At 54.0% G+C, this 25695-nt stretch carries 19 protein-coding genes; 14 read left to right on the top strand and 5 right to left on the bottom strand.

The window, feature by feature from the left end; translation table 11 throughout:
- Positions 1-84: 84 nt before the first annotated feature.
- Positions 85-1569, top strand: coding sequence for an RNA polymerase factor sigma-54 (gene rpoN / locus JMJ04_RS16805; protein ID WP_201371605.1), 1485 nt, complete (start codon positions 85-87; stop codon positions 1567-1569).
- A gap of 39 nt (positions 1570-1608) precedes the next feature.
- On the opposite strand, the gene JMJ04_RS16800 is transcribed toward rpoN, so the two are convergent.
- Positions 1609-3588, bottom strand: a complete 1980-nt coding sequence (locus tag JMJ04_RS16800; RefSeq protein WP_201371604.1) for an Rqc2 family fibronectin-binding protein — start codon at positions 3586-3588, stop codon at positions 1609-1611.
- A 379-nt stretch (positions 3589-3967) separates the two neighbouring features.
- Between JMJ04_RS16800 and gmk the strand changes: the two genes are divergently transcribed.
- Positions 3968-4624 carry a guanylate kinase gene (gene gmk, locus JMJ04_RS16795; protein WP_201371603.1) on the top strand — a complete coding sequence of 219 codons (657 nt, stop codon included), beginning with the start codon at positions 3968-3970 and terminating at the stop codon, positions 4622-4624.
- A 26-nt stretch (positions 4625-4650) separates the two neighbouring features.
- Positions 4651-5646 (top strand): class II fructose-bisphosphatase, encoded by a 996-nt coding sequence (gene glpX / locus JMJ04_RS16790; RefSeq protein ID WP_268887339.1) that lies wholly within the window; start codon positions 4651-4653, stop codon positions 5644-5646.
- A 61-nt stretch (positions 5647-5707) separates the two neighbouring features.
- On the opposite strand, the gene JMJ04_RS16785 is transcribed toward glpX, so the two are convergent.
- On the bottom strand, positions 5708-6793 hold the full coding sequence (locus tag JMJ04_RS16785) for an isocitrate/isopropylmalate dehydrogenase family protein (protein WP_420799483.1): 1086 nt from the start codon (positions 6791-6793) through the stop codon (positions 5708-5710).
- A gap of 255 nt (positions 6794-7048) precedes the next feature.
- Entirely contained in the window at positions 7049-9511 is a 2463-nt protein-coding gene (topA, locus tag JMJ04_RS16780; protein WP_201371601.1) for a type I DNA topoisomerase, read from the bottom strand.
- A 303-nt stretch (positions 9512-9814) separates the two neighbouring features.
- Between topA and JMJ04_RS16775 the strand changes: the two genes are divergently transcribed.
- The 3 genes from JMJ04_RS16775 to JMJ04_RS16765 are packed head-to-tail and all read left to right on the top strand — an operon-like array spanning position 9815 to position 13236.
- Positions 9815-11626, top strand: a complete 1812-nt coding sequence (locus JMJ04_RS16775; protein WP_201371600.1) for a Mur ligase family protein — start codon at positions 9815-9817, stop codon at positions 11624-11626.
- Positions 11623-12558, top strand: coding sequence for a type 1 glutamine amidotransferase (locus JMJ04_RS16770; protein WP_201371599.1), 936 nt, complete (start codon positions 11623-11625; stop codon positions 12556-12558). The genes JMJ04_RS16775 and JMJ04_RS16770 overlap by 4 nt, the downstream gene beginning before the upstream one ends.
- A gap of 30 nt (positions 12559-12588) precedes the next feature.
- On the top strand, positions 12589-13236 hold the full coding sequence (locus tag JMJ04_RS16765; RefSeq protein WP_201371598.1) for a ClpX C4-type zinc finger protein: 648 nt from the start codon (positions 12589-12591) through the stop codon (positions 13234-13236).
- A 156-nt stretch (positions 13237-13392) separates the two neighbouring features.
- Here the strand turns inward: JMJ04_RS16765 and hpf are convergent, their stop codons facing one another.
- On the bottom strand, positions 13393-14028 hold the full coding sequence (hpf, locus tag JMJ04_RS16760; RefSeq protein ID WP_201371597.1) for a ribosome hibernation-promoting factor, HPF/YfiA family: 636 nt from the start codon (positions 14026-14028) through the stop codon (positions 13393-13395).
- Positions 14029-14606: 578 nt separating this feature from the next.
- Here hpf and JMJ04_RS16755 point away from each other — a divergent pair.
- Both JMJ04_RS16755 and nrdR read left to right on the top strand, forming a co-directional pair.
- Positions 14607-14873, top strand: a complete 267-nt coding sequence (locus JMJ04_RS16755) for a DUF6788 family protein (protein ID WP_201371596.1) — start codon at positions 14607-14609, stop codon at positions 14871-14873.
- Positions 14874-14959: 86 nt separating this feature from the next.
- On the top strand, positions 14960-15451 hold the full coding sequence (gene nrdR, locus JMJ04_RS16750; protein ID WP_201372381.1) for a transcriptional regulator NrdR: 492 nt from the start codon (positions 14960-14962) through the stop codon (positions 15449-15451).
- Between the two features lie 97 nt (positions 15452-15548).
- On the opposite strand, the gene JMJ04_RS16745 is transcribed toward nrdR, so the two are convergent.
- A complete protein-coding gene (locus JMJ04_RS16745) occupies positions 15549-15977 on the bottom strand; it encodes a cyclic nucleotide-binding domain-containing protein (RefSeq protein WP_201371595.1) in 429 nt (142 codons plus the stop codon).
- Between the two features lie 227 nt (positions 15978-16204).
- Between JMJ04_RS16745 and JMJ04_RS16740 the strand changes: the two genes are divergently transcribed.
- The 6 genes from JMJ04_RS16740 to JMJ04_RS16715 all read left to right on the top strand — a co-directional run bounded on the left by JMJ04_RS16740 (position 16205) and on the right by JMJ04_RS16715 (position 25549).
- The gene (locus tag JMJ04_RS16740) at positions 16205-18448 is read left to right on the top strand and encodes a tetratricopeptide repeat protein (RefSeq protein ID WP_201371594.1); all 2244 of its coding nucleotides are present in this window, start codon (positions 16205-16207) and stop codon (positions 18446-18448) included.
- A 150-nt stretch (positions 18449-18598) separates the two neighbouring features.
- Positions 18599-19366, top strand: coding sequence for a hypothetical protein (locus JMJ04_RS16735; RefSeq protein ID WP_201371593.1), 768 nt, complete (start codon positions 18599-18601; stop codon positions 19364-19366).
- A gap of 119 nt (positions 19367-19485) precedes the next feature.
- Positions 19486-20922: a hypothetical protein gene (locus JMJ04_RS16730; RefSeq protein ID WP_201371592.1), complete on the top strand. Its 1437-nt coding sequence runs from the start codon at positions 19486-19488 to the stop codon at positions 20920-20922.
- Between the two features lie 255 nt (positions 20923-21177).
- Entirely contained in the window at positions 21178-22905 is a 1728-nt protein-coding gene (locus JMJ04_RS16725) for a peptide ABC transporter substrate-binding protein (protein WP_201371591.1), read from the top strand.
- A gap of 622 nt (positions 22906-23527) precedes the next feature.
- Complete coding sequence (locus JMJ04_RS16720) at positions 23528-25285, top strand: peptide ABC transporter substrate-binding protein (RefSeq protein ID WP_201371590.1); 1758 nt, start codon at positions 23528-23530, stop codon at positions 25283-25285.
- A gap of 93 nt (positions 25286-25378) precedes the next feature.
- Positions 25379-25549, top strand: coding sequence for a hypothetical protein (locus JMJ04_RS16715; RefSeq protein ID WP_201371589.1), 171 nt, complete (start codon positions 25379-25381; stop codon positions 25547-25549).
- The last annotated feature ends 146 nt before the right edge of the window (positions 25550-25695 follow it).

The raw sequence follows: 25695 nt of genomic DNA, 5'->3' as shown, positions 1-25695 counted from the left end.
CCCATTCGGGGACCACCTAAAGGTGGCACGGCAAGCGCGCTCAGGGTTTTCGGAGAAGAAGTAAGAGGGGAAGTAGGGCAGAGTATGCGACTAGAGCCGACACCCAGGCCAGAACAGGTCGTCCGCGTCAACGCAAAGCTCATCACATCCAGCACAATTTTACATTTCTCTTCTGAAGAGCTTGAACATGCAGTCAGTAAGGAACAGGCAGAGAATCCCGCACTCTCGGTGAAAGAACAACGCATCTGCCTCTCCTGTGGCACCCCCTTGTATAGCCAGTATGGGCAGGTATGCGCCGCGTGTGGCAACTTCATACAACAGGAGCAACCCTCCACCACGACCGAGGAACCTCTCCTTTCGCCCGAAAGCGCCCACTGGAATTATCAACAACATACCTTCTTTGATATTGACAACTACGGCTTCGTGGCCATTGATGACGAGGACGCCTTTGATCCCATGGCAAGGATCGCGACCAATGAATCCCTAAGCGAGACCCTCCTACAACAGCTTGAGGCACTGATCGCGCCCGAGGATGCCTTAATCGCTGAGCAACTTGTTGGCAATCTGAATGAGCGAGGCTACCTGGAGGTCTCCATTGAGGAGATCGCTACCCATCTCGAAGTGCCTGTAACACGCGTGAGCTATGTCCTCAAACAGCTTCAGACACTCGAACCACTGGGAATTGGCGCCCGCGATCTACGCGAATGCCTTCTCCTACAACTGGAGGCCCTGGCAGAGGTCGATGATGCACCCGCTCTGACCCAGACGCTGATCACCCACTATCTTGACCAACTGGCCCATAACCAGTTTCACGAGATTGCGCGCCAGCTTAAGGTTTCCGAGGAGAGTGTCAAAGAGGCCTATCACTATATCCGCACCACACTCCACCCCTATCCAGCACAGACCTATAGCGTGACCCAAAGCTATGGACGCTCAGGTCATGGCACAAGTTATATTCGTCCCGACATTATTATTCGCCAGGGAGAGAACGGCCTTGAAATTGAGCTGGTGGAAGAGAGACGCTATCACTTCTCGATTGGCTCACGCTATCCCCTCCCAACCAACGAGGCCCCCAGCAACGATGTGCAACGTGATGTGCAACGCTACATACACTACCATAATGACCGCGCAAAGTTCTTTATTGACTGCGTCCAACGCCGCTGGCAAACGTTGCGCCGCGTCGCCGAGCTGGTTGTCAACTACCAGCGCGAATTTATCGAGAAAGGGGTGCGCTACCTCCGGCCACTCACACGCGCAGAGGTCGCGACGCGCTTAAGCCTGGATGAGGGCACCGTCAGCCGCGCGACAGCTAATAAATACGCCCTGCTCCCTAATGGGCGCCTGCTCCCCATGGCAGACTTTTTCGATGGCTCGCTGGGGGTCAAGGATATGTTACGCGAACTGATTCTCTCTGAGGAGGCGCGCCACCGCTATAGCGACGATGAACTGGCCCGCTTGATGACCGCCCAGGGTATTCCCATGGCCCGGCGTACTGTAACCAAGTATCGCGAGGAGATGGGTATAGGTTCTTCACGGGAGCGCAATCGCGCTCCCGTGAAGAACCTATGAATGCCGGGTTCCTGAATACGTTTGCATGTGGCGCTCTCGTTACTTCGCGCGTTCGAGCAATCCCTGAGCGCTTTCAGGATCGACGTAGAGCGTTCGCTCACGCTCATAGACAACCATGCCGGGACCGCCACCCTTCATATGGCGCACGTGGCGCTGCAACGTGTAGTCGACCGGGGCATTGGTAATACCACGCGCCTGGCTATAATACGCCGCCAGGCTCGCGGCCTGGTCAATTGTGCTGCGTGGAATCTCACGCCCGGCCGCTTTGACGATGACGTGCGCCCCCGGCACACCACGCGCGTGCAGCCAGACATCATTGCCGTTCGCCTGGTGGAAGGTGACCTCCTCGTTCTGGCGGCTGTTCTTCCCAACCAGGAGCGTAAAGCCTTCGCGGCTCTGGAAGGAGAGCGGCACACCACCACCGGGCGCGGCGGCCTTTCCTTTGGCGCCTTTGCCTCCCTTGGCAGGCTTGCCTTTCTTCGCCGCCTTCAAGGCCTTCTTGTCCAGGGCAGCCTTTCCACGAATGTAGCCCGCCGCCTGGACCTCTGCCTTCACCAGGGCCACCTCGGCAGGCGTTTCAGCCAGCGAGAGATCCAGCAAGAGCTGTTCGATGGTCGCCAGCTCCGCGTTGTTCTGCTCAATCTGATCCGGCAGGAGTCCCAGAGCGCGTCGGAGCTTGTGATACTTGTTGAAGAGGCGGTTGGCGTTGCCTACGGCATCAAAACGGGGGTCCAGAGTCATACTCACCCTGGGTACGTTCCCGCTCTCATCCTCTTCAAAATAGTTCTCCAGCTCGACATTCACCTGGCCTTGCACCACCTCGTGCTGGTGGGCCAGCAACAATTCACCCTGGAGGCGATAGCGCGCTGCCTCTTCGGAGGAGGCCATCTCCTGGCGCAGGAGTTCGGCCTTACGCACACAGCGATCACGCTGCGTCTGGAGTATCTTGCGCACCGGTGAGCGAACCCCATCCATGGCATCCCGCCACTCGGCATGCGCGAAATAGTCGTCCAGTACGACATTGATCGAGGGCGACGAGCGGAAGGTGACATCTTCACGGGCCGCGTATTGCTCCAGTTGATAGGCGGCAAAAGCGAGAACCTCTTCGCGGGCCTCCAGCCCCTCGCCGGCCTTCTCACGCACCACCAGTTGCGGCTGCCACTGATGGCTTTCATAGAGCGAGGAGAGATCACGAATGACCCAGGCCAGTTCCTCCCAGGTTGCCTCACTGGCCTCTTCGACCGGCAGCTCGGCGTTCTCTGTCGCCCGGTAGACCATTTCGCGGGCCAGCAGCGGGCTACATCCCTCCAGGTGGCGCGTCAGCAATTGCCAGAGTGTCGCCTTCGCTGGTCCCTTCTTACGCTTCTTTTGTGGCTCTGTACTCGCCTCTTCTGGCTGTTCAGCGGCACAGATCGCCAGTTGGGCCGCTGTGACGGTCAGAGGATCGAGGCGCGGCAACGCCTGGCCCGCCAGGGTGCGCTGCTGGGGTGGTGGGGCAACGTAGGGGACATTCGGTGTGATCACGCGATAGCGGTTCACCTCCGCGCTTACACGCTTGAGGCTACCCAGGATCATCCCCCCCTCGTCACAGAAGACAATGTTACTGATACGCCCCATAATCTCAATGATCAGGCGGAAACGTGTACGTTCCTCGCTCTCGGGTGAGCTGCGATAACCCGCAATAATCTCAATCACGCGCTCGCCACGTGGCTGCTTGACCGCTTCAATACGTGCGCCCTCCAGGTATTTGCGCAGCAACATCACAAACGCAGGCGGCTCGCTGGCGATGCGAGGGGGTTTACGCGCCGTGATATGCGCACGCGCCAGTTGGGGATGAGCAGAGAAATAGACCCAATAGTTGCGTCCGCCTCCCTGCTCCTCCCCCTGGGGACGGGGAGCATAGCACTGCAACGCCAACGCATACTCAGTAGGCTGAATGATAGTATCGATACGCGCCCCCATCAGCAGCATACGCCACTCATCTGCAACGGCCGCCAGGGTCATGGCATCTACATGCATACGACGTTCCAATCTAGACTTTTTGCTGCGCGTAAAAACAAGCAAGCAGCAATGAACAGGCAAGCACATTTTTGCTTTGGTGCAGCCTGCTTCGTGTTGTACAATATCACTAAGCTCTTATTCCGAAACCCAACGTCACTGGCGTGCCTAGCGCTTCCCCATTCTGGAGCAAGCGGTGACACGGCAAGCGCGCTCAGGGTCTCGGATCAGTAGTAATGAGCGTTGCACTTTAGTGGTGATCGCCTCTTGCCGAATAGCTATTGTAGAGGGGTAGAGACACCACTGTCAAAATACGCTCGCTGATGCACCACAGTATAACAAAGTGTTGGCTGTTCGTACATCAACCCTCAAAACATCCAGATCTGCCGGGAAGAGAAACATGCATATTGAGACAGGTTCTACCGTACCTCAACCATCTGATAAATCACATCTCGATACCTCTCATAAACGTGGTCTTCTGTTTGTGCTTTCAGCCCCCTCAGGGACAGGAAAAGATACGGTTATTCAAGCGCTCAAAGCGCAAGGGATGGACTTTCACGTGGTGGCATCCGTTACCACACGTGCCCCCCGCGCCGGGGAGAGTGAGGGCAACCCTTATCACTTTGTGAACCAAGACACATTTGATCAACTGGTAGCCAATGATGAATTACTTGAGTATGCCAACGTACATGGTAACTGGTACGGACAACCCAAGCAACAGATTCGCGACCATCTGAGTCAAGGGCGTGATGTCCTGCTCAAGATAGATGTTCAGGGAGCGGCAACCATTCGCCACAAGCTTTCTGAGGCAATCTTTCTATTTCTGGTTCCCGGCTCATTTGAAGAGCTTGCCTACCGCCTGACCAGGCGGCAGACAGAGACAGAGGATGAGAGACAACGTCGTCTTCTTGATGCTCAAACAGAACTGGCACAACGCGATCACTATGACTATGTCGTAGAGAACCGCCAGGGATATCTAGACAAAGCTGTCGAGCAGGTACGCGCCATTATACTTGCTGAGCACTGTCGCACACAACCCAGATATGTCACGCTTTAGCACCTGACAATAGAAGGAGGATTGCTTTGGAAGAACGTTTTGAACAGTCCGGGACACGCGAACGCAACCTGGGCATGGAATTGATACGCGTCACTGAAGCCGCTGCCCTGAGCGCTGGTCGCTGGATGGGTAAAGGCAATAAAGAGATGGTAGACCAGGCGGCCGTCGATGCCATGCGTCATGCCGTCGATGGCGTCGATATGGACGGCGTCGTCGTCATCGGCGAGGGCGAAAAAGACGAGGCCCCCATGCTCTACATCGGCGAGCACGTCGGCAATGGGCATAAGCCCGAAGTAGATGTCGCCGTTGATCCCGTCGATGGCACGCGCCTGCTGGCGCTCGGTTTGCCTGGCGCCCTGGCCGTGGTCGCGACAGCGGAACGTGGCACGATGTACTCTGCCCCTCCAGGAGTCTTCTACATGGAGAAGATCGCGGTCGGACCCGCCATGCGCAACGCTATCGACATCAATGCGCCCGTTGCAGTCAACCTGGACAGGATCGCGCGCGCACGCGAGGCACGCATCGACGACCTGACAGTGGCCATCCTGGACCGCCCACGTCACGCTGAGATTATTCGCCAGGTACGCGAAGTGGGGGCACGCATTCGCCTAATTGGTGATGGTGATGTCGCCGCCGCCATCCAGGCCGCGATGGAAGATTACCGCGGTATCGACGTCTTGCTCGGTATTGGTGGCGCGCCTGAAGCGGTTCTCGCCGCGGCTGCTATTAAATGTATTGGGGGCGAGATTCAGTGTAAGATCTGGCCACGCAACGACCAGGAGCGTGAGAAGCTCAAAGCCGATGGTATTGATCTCACCCAGGTCTACCGCACTGATGACCTGGTCAAGGGCAACGACGTGGCCTTCGCGGCCACAGGCATTACCACGGGTGAACTGCTCGATGGCGTCCAGTATTTCGGCTGGGGCGCACGTACCTCCTCTGTGATGATGCGTTCTCGCTCTGGCACGGTTCGCTATATCCAGGCCCGCCACAAGTGGCGCAAATCCAGCCAGGCTCAGTAAAGTTGTGAGTATGAGACGCCTGGCGGCCGAAGGCCGCCAGGCGTCTCATACTCATTTACCTCTACAGGCGGCGCAAACGCTCAATGACGGCGTCAGCAACCTGTGATGTTCCCACCGCCGTGGGATCGTCTGGGCGTGGCTTGAGATCATAGGTCACATACTTTCCTTCCGCGATCACCTGCATTAAGGCCTTTTCCAGGCGCACAGCGGCCTCTTTCTCGCCCAGGTGCCGCAACATCATGACCCCGGAAAACATCATCGCCATCGGGTTGACCTTATTCTGACCCGCGTACTTAGGCGCGCTCCCATGTACCGGCTCAAACACCGCATACTGGCTCCCAATATTCGCCCCAGGAGCCACTCCCAGGCCACCAATCAAGCCTGCCGAGAGATCTGAAATAATATCACCATACAGGTTAGGCAATACAAGCACATCATACATCTCTGGCTTCTGTACCAGTTGCATACACATATTATCCACGATACGATCCTCGTGCTGGATATCGGGATACTCCTTCGCGACCTCGTGAGCCGTCGCGAGAAAGAGGCCATCAGAGAGGCGCATAATGTTTGCCTTATGCACAATCGTGACCTTGCGCCGGTCATTGGTACGCGCATAGTCGAAGGCGAAGCGCACAATGCGTCGCGTCGCCAGCACAGAGATATACTTGATGCTCAACGCGGAATGGGGATCGAGTTTCTGACCTGTGGTGCGCTCAATAAGCTCTAATAGTTCTTCCTGGTACGATGTCCCACGCTGAAACTCAATACCCGCGTAGAGGTCTTCCGTATTCTCGCGTACAATGACGAGATCAATATTCTCATAGCGCGAGCGCAGGCCAGGATAGGTTTTGGCGGGCCGCAAGTTCGCGTAGAGATCTAGCTTCTTGCGCAACGTCACATTCGCGCTGCGTTGACCGCGCCCTACAGGAGTAGTGATTGGCCCCTTTAATCCCACCTTCGTCCGCTTAATCGATTCCAGCACATCATCAGGCAGAACCGTCCCCTGCTTCTCCAGCATCTCGCTTCCAGCCTGACGCACATCCCACTCAAATTCGATCCCGGTGGCCTCGAGCACGCGCCTTGTAGCTGTTGTAATTTCCGGACCTGTGCCATCCCCCGGTATCAAGGTTACGGTGTGCGGCATGGGCATGAATAGTCCTCCACAAAAATGCCATCCAGAAAGGTGGAATCTTATCCCACAAAATATATCAACTTTCTGTGATTATATCACTTTTACGCGATCTCTGGTATGAAAGGCAGAATGGCTATCAAGGCCGCACAAAAGCCATGCATATCCTGCTCGGGGGAAAGCTGACGAGTGCCATCCACACGCCTATAAAAAAGAAAGCGCCCCCAGGAGCAGGCGGACACCTGCTCCTGGGGGCGTGGTATACATTGGCTACTCCGTGGGGAGAGTCGCTGTTTTTTTGCTGGCCGCCGTGGCACGCTTGGTCGTAGTACTCTTGGCCGTGGTACTCTTGGCAGCGGTTTTCCTGGTTGTGGCTTTCTTAGCCGGTGCTTTCTTCACACTGGCGGTGGTACTCGTCTTTTTGCTTGTGCTGGTGGCTTTCCTGGTGGTTGTCGCCGAGGTCTTTTTGCGCGTGGCGGTCTTGCCATTAGCGCTCGCCTGCGCCTCGTCCTCAGTCGAGGCCGCACTAGCAGCTGATTTTTTACTCCGAGTCGCAGTCGTCTTTTTGGCGGCTGAGCCATCGGGTGTGGGCTGCTCCTCCGTCTTCCGCTGGGGCAGGATGACCTCGTTATAGCAGACAGGGTCCTGGCCAACCTTCGGTATTACCATCAGGCCACCGCAGTTGGGACAGGGATTGGGCGCGGGCTTCTCCCAGATGGCAAAATTACAGGTTGGATAATTGTTGCACCCGTAGAAGAGCCGCTTACGCTGCTTCGTCTTGCGCTCTACCAGGTCGCCACCACACTGGGGACAGAGCGCCCCCGTCTTATTAACAAACGAGCGACGATAGCGGCATTCAGGGAAACCAGAGCACGAGATGAAGCGCCCGAAGCGCCCATTCCGGATGACGAGGTGACGTCCACAGTCGGGGCAGAGTTCATCCATCTCCTCAACCGGGGCCTGCACCCTATCCATCTCCGCTTCGGCCTTTTCCATGGTGACCTTGAAATCGCCATAGAAGTTGCGCAGGAACTCGATCCAGGAACGGCGTCCCTCCTCTACATCGTCGAGTTTGCGCTCCATATCCGCGGTAAAGTTGGTATCGACAATGTCGGGGAAGTGTTTATTCATCACCTCATTGACCGTCACACCTAACCAGGTCGGCATGAAGCGTCGCTGCTCTTGCTCCGCATAGCCACGATCCTGAAGCGTACTAATGATCGGGACATAGGTACTTGGACGCCCGATACCTTGCTCCTCAAGCTCTTTAATCAGGCTAGCTTCGGTAAAGCGGGGCGGGGGCTGCGTAAAGTGCTGCTCCGGTTTGAGCCCATGAAAATCCAGGTCCTCGCCAACCTTCATAGTTGGCAGGAGTTTCTCGTCCTCCTCGCGCGGCCAGACGGCGTAGAAGCCCGGAAATTTCAAGTTCGAACCCGTCGCGCGGAAGACGTACTGCCTGGCACCAATATCCGCACGCACGGTATCAAAGATGGCGGGAGCCATAAAGCTCGCAACGAAGCGATTCCAGATCAGCGTATAGAGCTTATACTGCTCGGGCGAGAGGTAGGACTTCACGCTCTTTGGTGTCAGCGAGACATCGGTTGGGCGAATGGCTTCGTGCGCGTCCTGCGTTGTGGCCTTGGCCTTGCTGGTGCGCCCTCCGCCGACATACTCCTGACCATATTCCTGCGAGATAAAGCCCTTCACCATCTTCTGCGCCTCGTCAGAGATACGTGTTGAGTCTGTACGCATGTAGGTAATCAAGCCCTGATGTCCACGCTCGCCCAGTTCGATACCCTCATACAACTGCTGTGCCAGGCTCATCGTCCGCTTCGGCTTAAAATAGAGACGCGAAGAGGCATCCTGCTGCATAGTACTGGTCGTATAGGGGAAAGGTGGCTGGCGACGCTGCTCGCGCTCCTCATATTTCAGGACACTATAGGTCGCGCCCTTGAGATCGGAGAGAATCGTATCGGCCTCCTCTTTAGAAGAGACCTTGATGCGGCCTTTCTTCCCAGCTTTGCTGCCACTGGCAGCGGCGGGACTCTCCTCGCCCTCGGTTGACGACTCAGAGGCATTCAAGGCCTCCAAATCACTTAAGCGCGCGATCAATGACGCTTCGAAACGCTCGGGACGCTGCTGCTTACTGAGCGTCGCAATAATGCTCCAATACTCGTCAGGCACGAAAGCCTGTATCTCGGCCTCGCGATCACAGATCAAGCGCAGGGCGACTGACTGGACACGGCCAGCACTGGTACCAGACTGGACACGCCGCCAGAGCAGGGGGCTAATTTTATAACCGACCAGGCGATCCAGCACGCGTCGCGCCTGCTGGGCGTTAAACAGATCTTCATTAATACGGCGCGGCTGCTTGATAGCTTCTTGCACAGCGCGCTTGGTAATTTCATGGAAGACCGCACGATGAGGATTTTTCAAGCCCAATACATTTTGGAGTGACCAGGCAATAAACTCGCCTTCACGATCCGGGTCAGGCGCAAGGAACACTTCATCCGCGCGCTTGGAGGCTGCCTTAAGCTCATCGATCAGGCGGTCTTTTTTCTCGATCACCTCATACTTGGGCGTAAAGTCTTTGCGCGTATTAACTCCCAACCCCTTTTTCGGCAAATCAACAATATGGCCCATTGAGGCCCGGACCTCGAAGTCTCGCCCCAAGAATTTTTCAATGGTCTTTGCCTTGGCTGGCGACTCTACAATCACTAATTTCTTTGCCATCGACCTTATCCCCGACCTTCGTTATTTCTCAGCTTGACTACCATAAACCATGCACAACAATCTTCCGTCAGTCGAAACACGCAAATACCTGATGAATATTTCCAAAGCATAGAATAGCATAGTCTGACAAGTCGCTACCCTATACTAGCAAAATCGTCGGGTAACCGCAAAAATTTTCTTAAGAAGCATACCACATTCTGGCAAGAGGGCCATCTCTTGACCCCCACAGAACTTACATGCTATTCTGCATTCAGCCATACTATAAATAAGATACAATACGCAGCGCTGACTCGGAGGGAGAATATGCGAAAGAATAAATCGTCTCAGCCAGTGGAACAGGAGCGGAACACATCGGAAAGAGAAGAGACCGCGAATCGCACATCGCTTACCCGGACCCGGCGTAACCTACAGAGTCAGCTATCAACCAGGTCTCAGGGTAAGCAGTTACGCGCAGGACTGGCCGTGGTCGCGGGTCGCACCGCGGGCGCCCTCAGTCGCCGTCTCCATGTCGGTGGAGGCACGAGCATTGTTGGCATCGTGGCTCAGCGCATGTATCCAGGTATTGTAGAACACCTGGCAACCCAGCTTGAACATGGCAGTATCATTGTCACTGGTACTAATGGTAAGACAACGACGAGTGGCTTTATCGCGAACATCATCCGCGATGCGGGCCTGCGCGTCTGGCACAATAAGGAAGGCTCCAACCTGATGCGCGGCATCGCCAGTTCCCTGGTCATCCGTGCCCTCCCGAGCGGAAAGCTCAAACGCTCTGGCAAGGCTATCTCCATTCTGGAGGTCGATGAGGCCACGCTCCCCCAGGTCACGCAGGCCATCACCCCGCGTGTACTCCTCTTTAACAACCTCTTTCGCGATCAACTCGACCGCTATGGCGAGGTTGACAGCATCTCCAGTCAGTGGCAGAAGACGCTGCAAAACCTGCCCACAAGTACCATCCTGGTCTTAAATGCCGACGACCCAACCACGGCGCAGTTGGGAAGAGATTTCGCGGGACAGATCGTGTACTATGGTGTTGATGATCTCTCTCTGGACCTGAGCCACAAGCAGGAGGATGAGCAACACCAGGTCATTGATAGCCGCACCTGTCCCCTGTGTGGCGAGGAATATGTCTATGACGCGCGTTTCTATAGCCATATTGGGCACTACCATTGCCCTAACGGGGACTGGTCGCGTCCGCAGCCACAGGTACGGGTCACAAAAATCCAGCCCGAAAGCTTCGACCGCCAGCGTTTACATATCGCCATTGGTGACACAGAACATGAACTTGTCGTACCCTTGCCTGGGATTTACAATATCTATAATACGCTAGGCGCCATCGCAGTTGCCGAGGCCATCAAGTTACCCTGGATACCTGTGCAAACGGGTATTGAACGCTTCAAGCCGGTCTTTGGCCGGGGTGAAAGCATTGATGTCGAAGGACGCACCATTCGCTTGCTGCTTGCCAAAAATCCAACGGGTTTCAATGAGGTGCTGAGAACCCTCTTTAGTCCTACAAGAGAAGAGGAGCATACGGCACTTACTACTGAGGTAAGCATAACCCACGCCACACACACAGGCGAAACAACAACGGGCACCACTGTTGAATCCAGCCAGCCAGAGAAGCCAACTGAAGTGACTTCTTTACCAACTTCAGATAAACGGCATGTGTTCTTTGTGCTCAATGATAACACCGCGGACGGGCGAGATATTTCCTGGATCTGGGACGTAGATTTTGAAAGGGCTGTGGGCAATGTTGCCTCAGTCACCATTTCAGGGACGCGCGCACGCGATCTGATGCTCCGTCTCAAGTACGCTGGCATCGCCGAAACGCAGATGCAGTTTATTCCCTCCACGCCACTACGCGCGGAGCGTGAGAAACATGTGTCCAGGCGCAGACGCTCACGTGCGAAAGGACAAGCGGAAGGGAGCGAGAGTTACCCTGCTGGCCCCTCCACACGTGTCTATGGTGTTCAACAAGCGATACGCATTGCCCTGGAGCAAACACCCGAGAGAGAGACATTGTTTGTAGTTCCAACGTATACTGGATTATTAGAAATTCATCGTCTTTTAGAAGAGCAGGGCCTCGCACCCCGCTACTGGGAAGGAAGAGACGCATGACGCACGCTTCCGTCAAGCCTCTCACGCTAACCCTCGGGCACCTCTATCCAGATCAATTGAATCTGTATGGTGACCGTGGCAATATTATGACGCTTCAACGCCGGTGCCAGGCTCGCGGCATTGAACTTCGCGTTGTTGGCTTGGGCATTGGAGATGCCCTGGCTCCCGATGAGTATGATATGCTCTTTATCGGGGGCGGGCAGGATAAAGAACAGGCTCCCGTTGCCCAGGATCTCTATGATCTCAAAGGCATCGGCTTATGGGCGGCCGTAGAAGATGATATGCCTGTTCTTGCGGTATGTGGCGGCTTTCAACTGCTGGCGCACTACTATCGACCCGCGGAGGGGCCAGACATGCGTGGGCTGGGCGTTTTTGATGCCTGGACCCTGCACAAGGGGAAACGCGTCCCTCGCTGTATTGGCGATATTGCTCTCAATTGGAATGGTTCCACACTGGTGGGCTTTGAGAATCATGGTGGTCGCACCTACCTGGGTACGGCCAAACCCCTGGGAAAAGTACTCAAAGGCTCTGGCAATAACGCCGAGGATCATACCGAGGGAGCCATTTACCGCAACGCTTATGGCACCTATCTGCATGGCTCACTTCTACCCAAAAATCCGCACTTCGCGGACCATTTACTCTCACTGGCACTCAAACGTAAATATGGTGGCGAATATTACCGCGTTGTAGCCGAGGCTCCTCCCGCAAGCAATGGCTATTCGTCGGCAACTCTCCCTGAAAAGTCTGGAGAAACATCTGGAGAATCAATAATGGTAACGGCAGTTATGGAAGAGGAGCCGCTCTCGCCTCCCTCCTTCCAACTCGCACCATTGGATGATAGACTGGAGTGGGAAGCCCACGCCTATATTCTTGAGCGCCTTGGCCTGCATCATGCCGCCGCAGCCACCATACGCGCCCATATACAGGAGTAGGTGCTTCTCCTCGTCACTAAGGATGGAGTTATGAGCACAGATCGGTCTCTGGCGCGTTGCTCGTTTTGCGGGCGCCATGCCTCAGAGGTAAAGCATCTTGTCGCAGGACCTGGAGCAGCCTACATCTGCGATGAATGCCTACAATTGTGTAATGAAATATTGAAGGACCCTGCTCCATTCTCGCCTCAAGCTCTGGAACTGGCCTCGCGCCCTCCAGTAGTCGTTGCTGCCCCGCAAACCACGCCCACTCCTGATAAGGAGAGCGCTCCGCCTGCCCTCCAGCATGAGCCACATCGCGTCATCACGCTCGAAGTTGAGCAAAAGCAGCAGGGGATGACGCTGCTCCTCCAGCAGCTCTGCTATTATGCGCAAGACTTTGAAATCCATTATCTCTGGATTCGCCCTCCATTCCCTGCTGGCTTCGCCTTTGTGCCACGCCTCATCTTCTCGCTGCATGCCGACACTGGCGCGCAGTGGGCCGGAGATCGTGGGGGTATGATCGTGGCCCGCACAGACCTGGGCAATGATCCAGAGCATACCGTGTACCAGGGAAGTGCGCGCTTCCGCCCGCTCCCAGAGCCAGAGGTAAAGCAGCTACTTGTGCGAGCAGCCGATCCCCTTGGCCAGTTCGAGACGCCAATTCTGCCTCCCTGGGAATTTGAAGTCCACATTCCCTAGAGGTCCGATGTTGCTAAATACAGGATGTGGGTGTGGTAAGGGGGCAATTGCCCCCTTACCACACCCACATCCTTTGCTCTTGTAAGCGCCATAGGCGCGAAAACGTACGTTGAAAGTAGATTTTGTAAAGCCCTTGTATATGGCACTGACCAGCACTTATTCCATAGCTGGGATTAACAAGCCATAGCCGCCCTGCTCCAGGCGATACATCACATTAACGCTACTGGTCTCCTCATTATAAAACGGGTAGTACGAAGCGCCATCCTTCTCCATCAGCGCAATTACTTCTTTGTCGGTCATCGACCTGGTTGGTAGGCTCTTGATCTCAACAATTTTTGACCAGATCTGCTCGTTCTCTTGCTCCTCCATCATGAGCTGATCAGTAGCAGGCTCCTCTGTAGGAGAGTGTAGCTCCTCTTCAAGCGAAGAGAGTCGCCCGGTACGTGAAAGTTCAAGCGTCTTGATGCCAGGCGTCTGGTGCTGACGACGTCGCGTCAAACGATCTTTGTCACGACCAAGTTGATACTCGATTTTATCTATAGCAATATCGAGCGCTGCATTTGCGTTGGGGGCGCGTTCCTCGCTACGCGCGGCATGCACATGTCCATGTGCGGGAAGGGAGATTTGTACTGAGAAGCGATCCTGTGCGCTTTTGGTCTGCTCTTCCGCAACCGTAACTTGCACAAGTACGTCCTCATCAATTAAGCGGGAGAGGCGCTGAATTTTGCGCTCAATACGCTGGCGCAACTGTGAGGAGACGTGCATCTGTCGGCCTTTGATGATGATCTGCATAGTGTCCTTCCTCTTTCCGATCCTACAACACAACACAACAAACGGAACAGAAGATTCTCGCCGAAGGTAGATGTACAGACATATTATACATCATTTCCCAAAGAGAAAAGAAACATGTTGCAGCAAAATCACCAAGAAGCCTTTTAAAAAGCTAAACGTAGCTTTTCTCAATTCTGAGAGCCCCGCAAGCACGAGAACTTCCGCTCATGCCCTCCCCTGGAGCAATGCTAAAAAAAATGTAACAAATACCTATAGGTTTTTAATATGTTTTCACTTTTCTCATGCTATAATTTATTTTCATCGCAGAACATTTGATGAACGATGTTTCATATTTGCACGGCGTGAATTCATACAATGTTCAGGACATAATGTTATTATATTAAAGACTTACATACACATTTGGCGATTTTTTCCGGAAACGTGGCAAAAGGTGTGCCATCATAGCGATGGTCTATGTGTCATGAAAGGAGAGGCGGCGCTCGTCCCAGCCAGATTGATAGACAACGATCAAGAGGAGAGGTCTCTCGTTTACGTACGAGGGAGCACCGGTGGCAGGAGATAAAGCGCCGCGTTGATCAATGAAAGCTATACCAAACGATCAGCATATTACCTATCAGTTGCAGTATCGTAAATGTGGCAAAACTTCGTGCAGCACCTGTCGCAATGGACCTGGCCATGGTCCCTACTGGTATGCCTACTGGCGTGAGGGCTCGCGCTTACGCTCAGGCTATGTGGGGAAGGTCCATCCTCAATTACAACAGCAGCCGCCTGATGAGCAGACTGAGTCAAATGTGCCAAATGCGGACATACGCCTGCAAAAACTGGCTACGGCCCGCTCTCGCTAAGGAATGTCTCCTAAGAATACCCTCCAATGCGCCAGGTTGTGATAAAATATGCCTATTACACACAAAATAGTATTGGAGGACATACCATGAAATGTCCTTATTGCGGATGTGGCGAATCTCGCGTAAAAGACTCTCGTGACATCGGTGACGCAATTCATCGACGCCGCGAATGCGAGCACTGCAAAGGGCGTTTCAGCACCTATGAGCGGGTTGAAAAAGTACCTTTGATGGTCATCAAACGCGATCAGCGACGTGAGGCATTCGACCGGCAAAAGCTTTATGCAGGTCTGCGCAAAGCCTGTGAAAAACGACCGCTACCAGCTAGCGAAATAGAGAAAGCGGTCGAAGAAATTGAACAGGAACTTGATCGCTCCGGCAAACAAGAGGTTGCCAGTAGCGTTATCGGCGAACTGGTTATGGAGCACCTGCAACATCTCGATAAAATCGCATATATTCGCTTTGCCAGCGTCTATCGCTCATTTACCGATGTGGAAACAATGTTTGAAGAGATGCAAAAGCTGTTGCATCGCGACACAACCCCACAGACTGATACGCAGGATCAATCTCGACAAAATTAAGCTATAGAGTACGGTGAAGTGATGGGTCCAGGCAGCCTGTGGTTGCCTGGACCCATCACTTCACCTCCTAGAAATAGTTTGGGCCCAATGGCGTCACTTAATCGTGCTGACGCGCCTCTGCCTTGCGCAGACGCCGACTGAGGGCAGCCAACAACTTCAAGGTAATATCGGGATGTGAGCGTAAGATACTTCGGAACTCCCACACGGGCAATACGAGTACCGTCACATCCTCTGCTGCGACAACCGTCGCCGAGCGTGGCAATTCATCAAGAAGTGCCATCTCGCCCAAAACTTCGCCGACACCTGCGCTGCCAATAACCTCTTCGGATTGGTCGGAATTGTTTGCCTGGCTGATACGCACATTGCCTTGAGTCAATACATACAAGGCAACCCCAGGATCGCCTTGCGAAAATAATGTGGAACCCGCGCTAAATGTGCGCTCCTGGCAGTTCTTTGCAATCTCTTGCAACTCTTTCTTATTTAAAGTGGAAAAAAGGTCTACACGCGAGAGGATGTCTTCTTTCATGGTTTTACGGCTCCTTCGGCAACGTATTTGACCCGGTACATAAAAGACGGCTCAATGCTTGCCTGATTCTTTTACTATCGTAGCAGGTATTCTATCACATTCCTGCGCGCTGGTCACCTGCTTCATAGCTTTTTGACTTTCTGGACCTCAGGCACTACAATGAATCTAGAAAAATAAGCCTATTCAATTTACATCCACTGACTCACCGTCTGAGGAATAGATATACGATGTCTACACAGGATACAGAGAAACAAATCAAGGATCGCCAACAGGCAGAAAAACGTCTGCAAGCAGGACTGGAAGCATATAACGAAGGCAAACTTGACCAGGCCTCTGACGCCTTTGGCGACGCAGAGATACGCTTTCGCCTCCTTGGAGAGTTTAAACGCGCAGGCGATAGCCGCATGCTCATCGCCGAGGTACAGCGCGAAAACAATGCCCCGGAACAGGCCATTACCAGCTATCAGCGCGCAATCAAATTTTACCGCGACTCAGGCCATCCGCTCAGCGAGGCTGGCGGTCTACTCGCTATCGGGCACCTCGAACGCCAGCTTGCCCACCTGGACCGCGCTCAAGACACCTATCAGAAGGCACAACAGATCTATCGCGCTCATACATACCCTCAGGGACTGGGCAACACCGAGCTCGCCCTTGGACACATCGAGCTCCAGCGCGGCAATAGCGCCTATGCTGCTGAACACTACCAGGATGCCGTCCACTATTACAAAGAGTCTAACGACCGCATCAATCTTGCAGATGCCAGTCGTAGTCTGGCGGATGTCCAGCGTATGCAGCGCAAATTTGATGAGGCACTGAAGGGCTATCAAGAGGCGCTGAATATCTACCAGGGCACCAATGATATCTTTGGTACCATTGATGCTCAACTCGGGCTGGCACGCATCTACCTGGAACGCGAAGAGCTTGAGACAGCCGCCAACCTGTTCGCTGAGGCCTACAAAACATCAAGCGCGCTTGAGTATGAGCTGGGCGAGGCCGACGCCGACCTGGGCCTGGCCGAGACGATGCTCCTGCGCAACGAGGTTGACCAGGCCTTAACAGGCGCACAGACCGCGCTCGATCTCTACACCAAACAGCACAACGCTCTGGGCAACGCCAATGCCAATCGTGTACTGGGCGAAGTAAATACTCGCCGTGGTCAGCTCACATTCGCCAATTCCCTGCTCGAACGCGCTGCCCGCACCTACAAAGCCATTGCGTACCGTGTGGGACAGGCCGAAACAACCACCAGCCTGGGTGAGGTGCAATATCGTCGTGGCTTCGCGGAAAGCGCGCTTACCACCTTCGATGATGCGCGGGCGCAGGCTCATAAGTTGCAGAATGTGTTGGTCGAGGGGCGTGCCATTGTTGGGATCGCCAATACCTACCTGCACATGGGGAAGCTGCAACAGGCTCAGAGCGCCTATGCTGATGCCTCTAATCGCTGCGAAGAGATCGACCCGGTCGCCAGCGCAACACTGCGTGCCCAGGTCGCAATTGGAGAAGCCCAGGTAGCCATCTATGGTGGTGATCTACACGAGGCCGAGCGTAGCCTGCAAAGGGCGCAGGAGGCCATACAACAAAATCTCCTGGCACAACGTATCCAGCCTCAGGTCACATTGATCCAGGGAAAATATGCGCTGACGAGCGGCGACTTTGCCCAGGCTGGCATGTTTTTCGAGCAGGCCAAAACTCAGGCTCAGCATGTGCAGGAGCCGCTGGTAGTAGCCCAGGCCCTGCTTGGTCTAGGGCAGAAACAGTTGGCAGAGGCTGAGCTAGATGCCGCGACCGAGACGTTGCTCGCAGCTGGTCGTCAGTTCCAGATCCTGGAGAGCCTCGTTGGTGATGGCTCAGCGGTCCTTGGCCTGGCCCAGGTCAGCATCGCCAAATCCGCCTGGGATGAGGCCAGCGAAAATAGCGAGGCCGCGATCACGCGCTTCAAGCAGGCAGGACACACACCAGGCCATGCCGATGCACTCCTGAGTCGCGGCCTCGCCAGGCGCGGGAAAGACGAGCTAGACGAAGCACTCAGCGACTTTGAAGAGGCCCTGCACCTGTACCACCAGACACGCCAGCCACTAGGCGTGGTCGACACGCGTTCGGCTCGCGCAAGCATCTACTTTAGACGTAACGAATTCGACCGCGCTCGTGATGAAGAGAGTAAAGCGATCACCCAGGTTGAGCGAGTCATGAATACGTTGAGCAAGCCAGAGCATTGGAGCCTCTTCCTGCGTCAATATGTCGATCTTTACGCGCTGACCGCGCTGACTGATGTGCGCCAGGATCACGACGAACAGGCGCGTATTCTCGTCGAAAACTTTGCGCGTATCGCGGGCAGCCAAGGGATCATCGAGCATCTCCAGGGCTTTGAAAGCGCTATTCCCACCAGCGGTGAGGATCTCACCAACGAGGAGATACAGGCCAATAAAGACCTGGTACGACGTATTGGGCAACTTTATAAGGGCCTTAAATAAAAGTTTGTACAAAGAGGGCTGGTCATGCGAAAATAGAGAGGCACCCTGTCACGACAGAACAGACGCTGGAAGTTGAACAGTTGATATAGAGGGGGGCAAGAAACATGCATCGACATGACGGACTGCCCTGTATTGGAGGAAATCATCGTTATGGCAATCCAATTCCTACGCGGTAATTCACAAGCACCCAAGGGGCATGCCATCTTTGTTGTGCGCAATCGCAACGATGCCAACAATGTCTTTTGCACCTATTGCATCATACCCCCTATCCCTATGTCCATTGCGAAATATATTCCACCGCTGCTAGCGGCCCATCTCCCTACGGAGGAGCTGCAAGACAGTGACACGGTTTCTGGCATGCCGATTCCTCCTATTCCGGAAGAGGGCCAAACCCTGGAATATATGCAGTTCCTGGCGGAGCACCGCGATGATGATCTCTGCGACATTGGTAGCGTCAGCTCCAGGGATGACATGGCGCGCATGAACCTGGCGGCCGAGGCATGCCAGGAATATGGGCAGATGTACACCTCGTACATTGCCACTATCCAGACCAGGAAACGCGAGGCGCAACAGTTTTCAGTAAAGGAACTGGATGCCGATTCCCTCGTCTTTCATGCCATGCCTGAAAGGCAGAAGTTGGCTGAGCTTGGCAAGCTCATCGGGACAGCCCGGTACGCCATCGAGGGGCACGATCAGCAACTCTTACGCGAGACAGAGCAGCAGATGCAACGCATTGCGGGCACCCTGGCCGAGAAGTATCGCGGCTCTGAGCTTGTTACCGCAGCTATCTCGCCAAACGAGCGTGGCGCCAGGCTCTCTGGTCTCTACCTCAGTCGAGCATATAAACTCCTCGACGAGGAATACGCAGATATTCCCGGCATTGAGCGAGACATTCGTGAATTAAAGGATGCGGGCTAGCTCCTGGCAGCTCGCCTCCTGCCGCACTACTCATACCCATAGCATTGCTCATGGGCTATGCTATGATGCAGGTATCATACCTATCTTTACAAAATATATTTTCTTGTAGGAGCTTATCCATGGCACAAGTTGAAATGAGGGTAGACCTCTCAAACGTGCTTAGCGCAGCGATTGAGGGCAATACAGAACAATTAATCGCCTCTGTGCGTGACATTTTACATGACACCAACTCACCCGACGTCCTCCTGGGACGCCTGGGCATGATTACCGTTCACGGGGACAGCGATGGGCATCCCGCCACCGTGCTGGCTGCCGCAGCCATGCTGAGCCGCCTGATTCACTTTCTTCCAGAACCAGTGGACTCGACTGTTCCCGTCAAAGAGCGTGCCTTGCCGCTCTTTTTCCAGGCGGCCAGGCTAGCCAGAACCGCCTTGCGCGCGGGCGCTGGCGTCGAGCCTAACTATCCTGAACCACTCTTTCCCAGCGATCTTGGCGAAAATACGACTGTTGGCGAGGCTCTGCGCAAAGCAGTACACAGCAACGATGTCCTGGCCGTAGAACGCCTGCTCTTTGGACTCTATGGCACTGGCGCGGATTACCGCACAATGGAGGTCCGAGCATTTGAGGCCGTTGCCGACACCTTCCAACATGGTGGGCACCCACTCATCTTCGCCGTGCGTGGTTTTCAGCTGCTTGATGCCGTTGAGTGGGGCGATCGCGTTCCCAACATCTTGCACTGGCTCGCGCCCCATCTGCCCCTCCAATCAAGCAGCGATGAGCCAGCCTGGGCGCGCACCGTACGCGATTTTGCCTCCAAGCCCGAAAATAGCATGAAGAGTGTACGCACGCGTCTCTCCACACCCAAAGATGAGAATGCGCTGGAGCTTTATAAGCTCGTCAATAGTACCTCGGATACAATCCAGGTCTGCCAGCGTGTCTACAACACGGTGATCAAGAGCGAGACCTCACCTGTCGCCACGGCTGCGGTCATCGCGCTCTCAGCCGCTGAGCTACTGCGTACCCTCGACAACGCCGAACATGAGCAGTATATCAAGGCGGCCCATGGCCTACTCTTCGCCTCCGCCGTCCACCAGGTTATGCGCCGTGTGCAGGATGTAGAGGCTTTGCCCCTGCTCTATACCTCCGCAGCCTATGTCAGCGCGTTGCGCCAGGAGATCGCCAGTTCACCACTCAAGCAAACCGAGCCGACAGCGGCTGGCACCATTCCTGGCGGCGGTTTTATCGCCAGCTCTCAGCTTGAGACCCTTCAGGAGCAGCTCAAAAATAAAGACTTCGCTGGCGCCCTGGCGACCTCCCAGCGCTACCTGAAAGTTGGTCATGATCCCCGCGCGCTCTTTGGAGCTATCGCAATCGCCGCTGGCTACATCGACGCGATCAGGGATCAGGGACACACTCTGCAGATCGTTCAGGCAGCAGCGGAATCCTATATGGCCTGGCCTAAAGCGCTGGCGACAACCAGTGCCGATGCCTTCCTCCATGTCGCCTTGCGCGCTATCGTTGGGGGACCTCTCGACGAGATAAGCGTACGCTTCTAGCCGGGTAGAGGCATAGAGCTTGCATCCAAGAAGCTCCTGTATAGAGGAGAGGAGGCAAGCCTCTTTCGCAGCGAATAGCAATTTACGACCAGGTATGTGAGAAGTGACATGCCTGCGACGTTATTAGAGTATAAGGGGCACGCGCGTTAAATACCCGTGCCCCTCTCTTATTGTGAGCAATCCAGCACCACATGCCTTTATTTTCGCTGTCCAGCCTCTTTCACACAATCACAAGCGTTAAAGGAGACACGCTTTATGTTTCCTACCAGGAAAACCGATCTCACCAGGCAATACCTCTATCTACCAGGGCTCTGTCTACTACTCGTCCTACTCAGCGCGTGTAGTCTCTTTGGGGATGCTTCACCGCACATGGTCAAGGCTCCTGCGAACAAGCAGACTTATGTCATTCCTCAGGTGGGGATTACCGATCTTGATACTCTTGATCCGGCATTGACGCATGATGATGCCTCAATTCATGCTGTCCAGATGCTCTATACGGGCCTGGTACAGCTCAACGATAAACTCGAAGTCGTACCTCAGCTTGCCCAGAGCTGGCAGACCGATAGTGACGGACTCACCTGGACCTTTAAACTCAAGCCACACCTGACGTTTAGTGATGGCACACCACTCACCTCTGCTGACGTCGCCTACAGCCTCAACCGAGCGCTGCTCCCCGCGACCCAATCGACGGTCGCACCGTTATATCTCAACATTATCAAGGGTGCAAGCCAGGTCATCGCGGGCCGCAGTGCATCTATCATTGGCACAGGTGTTACGACGCCAGATGCCAGTACCATCATGATTACGACAGAGCAGCCTGCCACGTATTTGCTTGCGCGCCTGAGCATGAATTGCGCCTATGTGGTTGAAAAAAGTATGGTCACAAAATATGGCGCCCAATTTACTGACCATTTAAGCCAGGGAGGGGCCTCGGGCCCATTTCGCGTCGCAGACTATAAACATGGGCAATCCATTACCTTCTCTCCCAATACACACTACTATAATGCCAGGCCCCAGCTACAAAAAGTAACCTATCGCTTCTACCAGACCGCCCAGGAAGCCTATAAAGCCTATACCAATCGCCAGATTGATACCGCCAGCGTGCCTCTGGCCAACTACCAGAACGCGCGCAAACAGAAGGACTTTCACCAGGTTCCACAGCTCTGGATCAACTACTACACCATGAACTACCTGACCAAGCCCTTCGATAACGTGAAAATTCGCCAGGCCTTTGCCCTGGCTATTGATAAACAGGCCATCGTGCAAAACGTTTGGAAAGGGACCGCACTCCCGACAAATCATATTCTCCCTCAGGGTATGCCCGGATATAATGAGAAACTCACTGGCCCAGACCAGACGCAAAAGCTCTCTGGCAACCCCAAACTGGCCCAAACCTTGCTCAAAGAGGGACTCAAAGAGGAGAATATTGCCAGCGTCTCCGATCTACCAGATATCGAGCTAAGCTACGCAACCGGGGTTCCTACCATCGCACAGGAGATCCAGGCAACCATTCAGCAATGGCAGAAAGTCCTCAATATTTCCGTGAAACCAAACCCCATGGATTACAATACCCTCCTGGACAAGATAACGGCCTCATCTATGAATAACCAGGAGCTACAGTTGTGGGCGCTCTCCTGGATTGGTGAATATCCTGATCCACAGGACTGGCTCGCTTATCAGTTTGGGAAGGGCACAGTCAACAACAATATGAACTATGGCCAGAACTTTGGTCCGACGGCCGCCAAACAGCAGGCACTACAGGACCAGCTTACCAGGGCCGATGGCCTCACCAATACAGGCGGTCGACTCCAGGCATACCAGCAGGCCGAGCAACAGCTTGTGAACGATGTTGCCTGGCTACCGATGGAGCAGGAAACAGCCATCTTCCTGCGTACCACCGATATCGTCGGCCTCGTTGATAACGGGCAGAATACCACCCCACCTGATGATTGGGCCAAGATTTACCGCGTACAGGCAGGCTAAGCTTACGCTGCAAGTTAAAGCACGATGCTACTAAAGTACGCGTCTACATATGAGGAGCCTCATATGTAGACGCGTACTTTAGTAGCATCGTGCCATGCACGGCTCCATGCTACTGCACATCGCTTGAGATCCCACATCTCTCCTTCTCTGTACACACCTCGTCTCGGCCATAAAACGCGAGCAACACCAGAAAGAAGAGCCAGCCTGGCCTGCTCTCCTCTACGCTTTTCCGGCTCTGAACGCTTTATCAAAGGGAAAAATCAGGCAAAACTTTTTGGGCTTGATTTTTCTTAAAGGAATCTGAGAGATTGTGCAAAACACCGGCGTATATATACATGTATTCAATAATCACAATCTGCTCTTAAGTAGAAGTAACCTGCACAGAAAATGACTCTTTCTATAAGATTTGTTTTCTGGGCTAAACTCCTCTTTGCGCTCTTTTTGTAGAAGAGGATATATTTTCTAGCTTTAACCTTGTAAGCAGGTATACTAGCAATCTATCTTTCTAGAGCAAATAGCGTCACTTGCAAAATATTCAATGCTGAATATAATGCTTGTTATGCTATTATATAGCTCTATGGCGTATCTTCTTTTCGCTCTTCAGTTCAAGGAGATTTCGTACATGAAGCCGAACAAAAAGCTTTTAGGTAAATTTTTACCCGGCATGTTTATCATGCTCGCCATGTTGATCGTCGCCTGTGGCGGCGGCAACTCTGGTACCAGTAGCACAGGCAGCAAACTTTCCGACGACAAGCAGATCTATGTTACCCCTTACAGCGGCATCTCCGATGTCGCCACACTCGACCCGGCCCTCTCGACCGACCTGGAATCTATTGGCGCCATCGATACGATGTTCACCGGCCTAGTCCAGCTCGACGACAGCCTCAAGGTATATGGCGAGCTGGCTGAGAAATGGAGCACCTCCAGCGATGGCCTGACCTGGACCTTCACCCTGCGCCAGGGAATGAAGTTCAGCGATGGCAACCCCATCACCGCCGACGACGTGATCTTCAGCATCGACCGCGCTCTCAAGCCCGAGCTCAAATCCACCGTCGCCCCTTCTTACCTGGCCCTGGTGAAGGACTCGGATAAGCGCTTCACTGGAAAAATTCCGACTCTGATCAACGATAGTCTCTTCGCTCCCGATCCAACCACTGTCAAGATCGTCACTAACCGGAAAGCCGCCTACTTCCTCGATGCCCTGACCTACTCTACCTCCTACGTGGTGGAGAAGAGCTTGATTCAGAAGTATGGCGACACCGAGTACTTTAAGCACCTTGATAAGGGTGGTTGCTCGGGTCCCTTCATCCTGGATAAGCGCCTTCCGGGCCAGTATATTAGCTTCGTACCTAATGCTAACTATTACGGTCCTAAATCCCAGATCAAAAAGTACATCATTGCCTTCTACAAGGACCCACAGACAACCTACAAGGCCTACAAGACGAACCAGATCGACGAGGCTGGTGTACCTACCGCCAACCTGGACGAGGCTCGTGCCTTCCCCAACAAACAGTTCCGCCAGGCACCCACGCTTGCGATCGACTACATCACGATGAATTATATGGCGAAGCCCTTCGATAACATTAAGATCCGCCAGGCCTTTGACCTTGCCATCGACAAGGACACTATCGCACAGAATATCTGGAAGGGGGCACGCATCGCCTCTAACCACGTCATTCCACAAGGCATGCCAGGTTACAACCCTGACCTGAAAGGCCCGGCCGGTGTAACCAGCACCAAGGGCGACAAGGACCTGGCCAAGAAGCTCTTTCAGGAGGGTTTACAGGCAGAGGGTCTGACAGCTTCAACCTTCCCAACGATCAACTTCACTGTAGCCACCAGTGGTTCACAATCCGCCAAGAATGAGTTCGAGTTTGTGCAGCAGCAGTGGAAAGATACCCTAGGCGTCACGGTCAATATCAACGACGAAGACTTTAACAAGATTCTTGACGATTCCTCCAACACCGTCAACAACCCCAAAGGATTGCAGATGTGGGCGCTCGACTGGATTGCCGACTATCCCGATCCCCAGGACTGGACTAGCCTGCTCTTCGGCAAGGGTTCCTCGAACAATAACTTCAACTATGGCCTGGGCAAACCTACTGATCTCACAACCCAACAGCAGATTCAGGATCTGATGCCCACCGCCGACGCCAACCAGAACAATGCTGAGCGCATCTCGCAGTACAACAAGATCGAGCAGCAACTCGTCGAAGATACCGCCTGGATCTCTATCGACCAGCGCCAGAGCTCCTATGTCCTCAAACCCTGTGTCAAGGGCGTGGTGGACAATGCGCAGTTGCTGACTCCGCCAAGGGACTGGGCCAACATCTACAAGACAAGTGACTCTCCTTGTGGCAACACCAACTCCTACAAGTAAATTCTGGCTTGTAAGTTAGAACTGCTAAGCGAAGGGAGGAAGAGCGGCGCTCATGCCACTTCTTCCCACAAAAAAGAGGGGAGCAGGCCATATATGGCTTGCTCCCCTCTTTTTGCTAGCTGGTTTCTGCCTGTTGTCATGGTACTACTTGCCATGCTCGTTGTCGCCTGTGGCGGCTCGGGAAGTTGTACCAATGGCGGTAAAGCGTCTGACGATCAACAAATCTATGTCTTTCTTCCCGCATCAATATTTATCGAAATATAGATACTAAGGAAAAAGCTCAAAATTGTGGTAAATTCGTGAGAGATTTAATGACTATGCTTACGTAATTACACACAAGAGTTATGTTTGTGAAGACAAAAGCCACATCCAAAAGCAAACGACTTAGAGAATTCACCTTTCTTTAAAGG

Origin of the sequence: Ktedonobacter robiniae (assembly GCF_016587375.1) — a bacterium.
In the GTDB taxonomy this organism is placed as follows: Bacteria; Chloroflexota; Ktedonobacteria; order Ktedonobacterales; family Ktedonobacteraceae; genus Ktedonobacter; species Ktedonobacter robiniae.
Note: the sequence above shows the minus strand (reverse complement) of the source record. Positions and strands in the feature narration are given on the sequence as shown.

Bases quoted from the DNA above. Each gene is read 5' to 3' on its own strand.
- rpoN (WP_201371605.1), top strand. From the start codon at position 85: ATGCGACTAGAGCCGACACCCAGGCCAGAACAGGTCGTCCGCGTCAAC.
- JMJ04_RS16800 (WP_201371604.1), bottom strand. From the start codon at position 3,588: ATGCATGTAGATGCCATGACCCTGGCGGCCGTTGCAGATGAGTGGCGT.
- gmk (WP_201371603.1), top strand. From the start codon at position 3,968: ATGCATATTGAGACAGGTTCTACCGTACCTCAACCATCTGATAAATCA.
- JMJ04_RS16785 (WP_420799483.1), bottom strand. From the start codon at position 6,793: ATGCCGCACACCGTAACCTTGATACCGGGGGATGGCACAGGTCCGGAA.
- topA (WP_201371601.1), bottom strand. From the start codon at position 9,511: ATGGCAAAGAAATTAGTGATTGTAGAGTCGCCAGCCAAGGCAAAGACC.
- JMJ04_RS16775 (WP_201371600.1), top strand. From the start codon at position 9,815: ATGCGAAAGAATAAATCGTCTCAGCCAGTGGAACAGGAGCGGAACACA.
- JMJ04_RS16770 (WP_201371599.1), top strand. From the start codon at position 11,623: ATGACGCACGCTTCCGTCAAGCCTCTCACGCTAACCCTCGGGCACCTC.
- JMJ04_RS16765 (WP_201371598.1), top strand. From the start codon at position 12,589: ATGAGCACAGATCGGTCTCTGGCGCGTTGCTCGTTTTGCGGGCGCCAT.
- hpf (WP_201371597.1), bottom strand. From the start codon at position 14,028: ATGCAGATCATCATCAAAGGCCGACAGATGCACGTCTCCTCACAGTTG.
- JMJ04_RS16755 (WP_201371596.1), top strand. From the start codon at position 14,607: ATGAAAGCTATACCAAACGATCAGCATATTACCTATCAGTTGCAGTAT.
- nrdR (WP_201372381.1), top strand. From the start codon at position 14,960: ATGAAATGTCCTTATTGCGGATGTGGCGAATCTCGCGTAAAAGACTCT.
- JMJ04_RS16745 (WP_201371595.1), bottom strand. From the start codon at position 15,977: ATGAAAGAAGACATCCTCTCGCGTGTAGACCTTTTTTCCACTTTAAAT.
- JMJ04_RS16740 (WP_201371594.1), top strand. From the start codon at position 16,205: ATGTCTACACAGGATACAGAGAAACAAATCAAGGATCGCCAACAGGCA.
- JMJ04_RS16735 (WP_201371593.1), top strand. From the start codon at position 18,599: ATGGCAATCCAATTCCTACGCGGTAATTCACAAGCACCCAAGGGGCAT.
- JMJ04_RS16730 (WP_201371592.1), top strand. From the start codon at position 19,486: ATGGCACAAGTTGAAATGAGGGTAGACCTCTCAAACGTGCTTAGCGCA.
- JMJ04_RS16725 (WP_201371591.1), top strand. From the start codon at position 21,178: ATGTTTCCTACCAGGAAAACCGATCTCACCAGGCAATACCTCTATCTA.
- JMJ04_RS16720 (WP_201371590.1), top strand. From the start codon at position 23,528: ATGAAGCCGAACAAAAAGCTTTTAGGTAAATTTTTACCCGGCATGTTT.
- JMJ04_RS16715 (WP_201371589.1), top strand. From the start codon at position 25,379: ATGGCTTGCTCCCCTCTTTTTGCTAGCTGGTTTCTGCCTGTTGTCATG.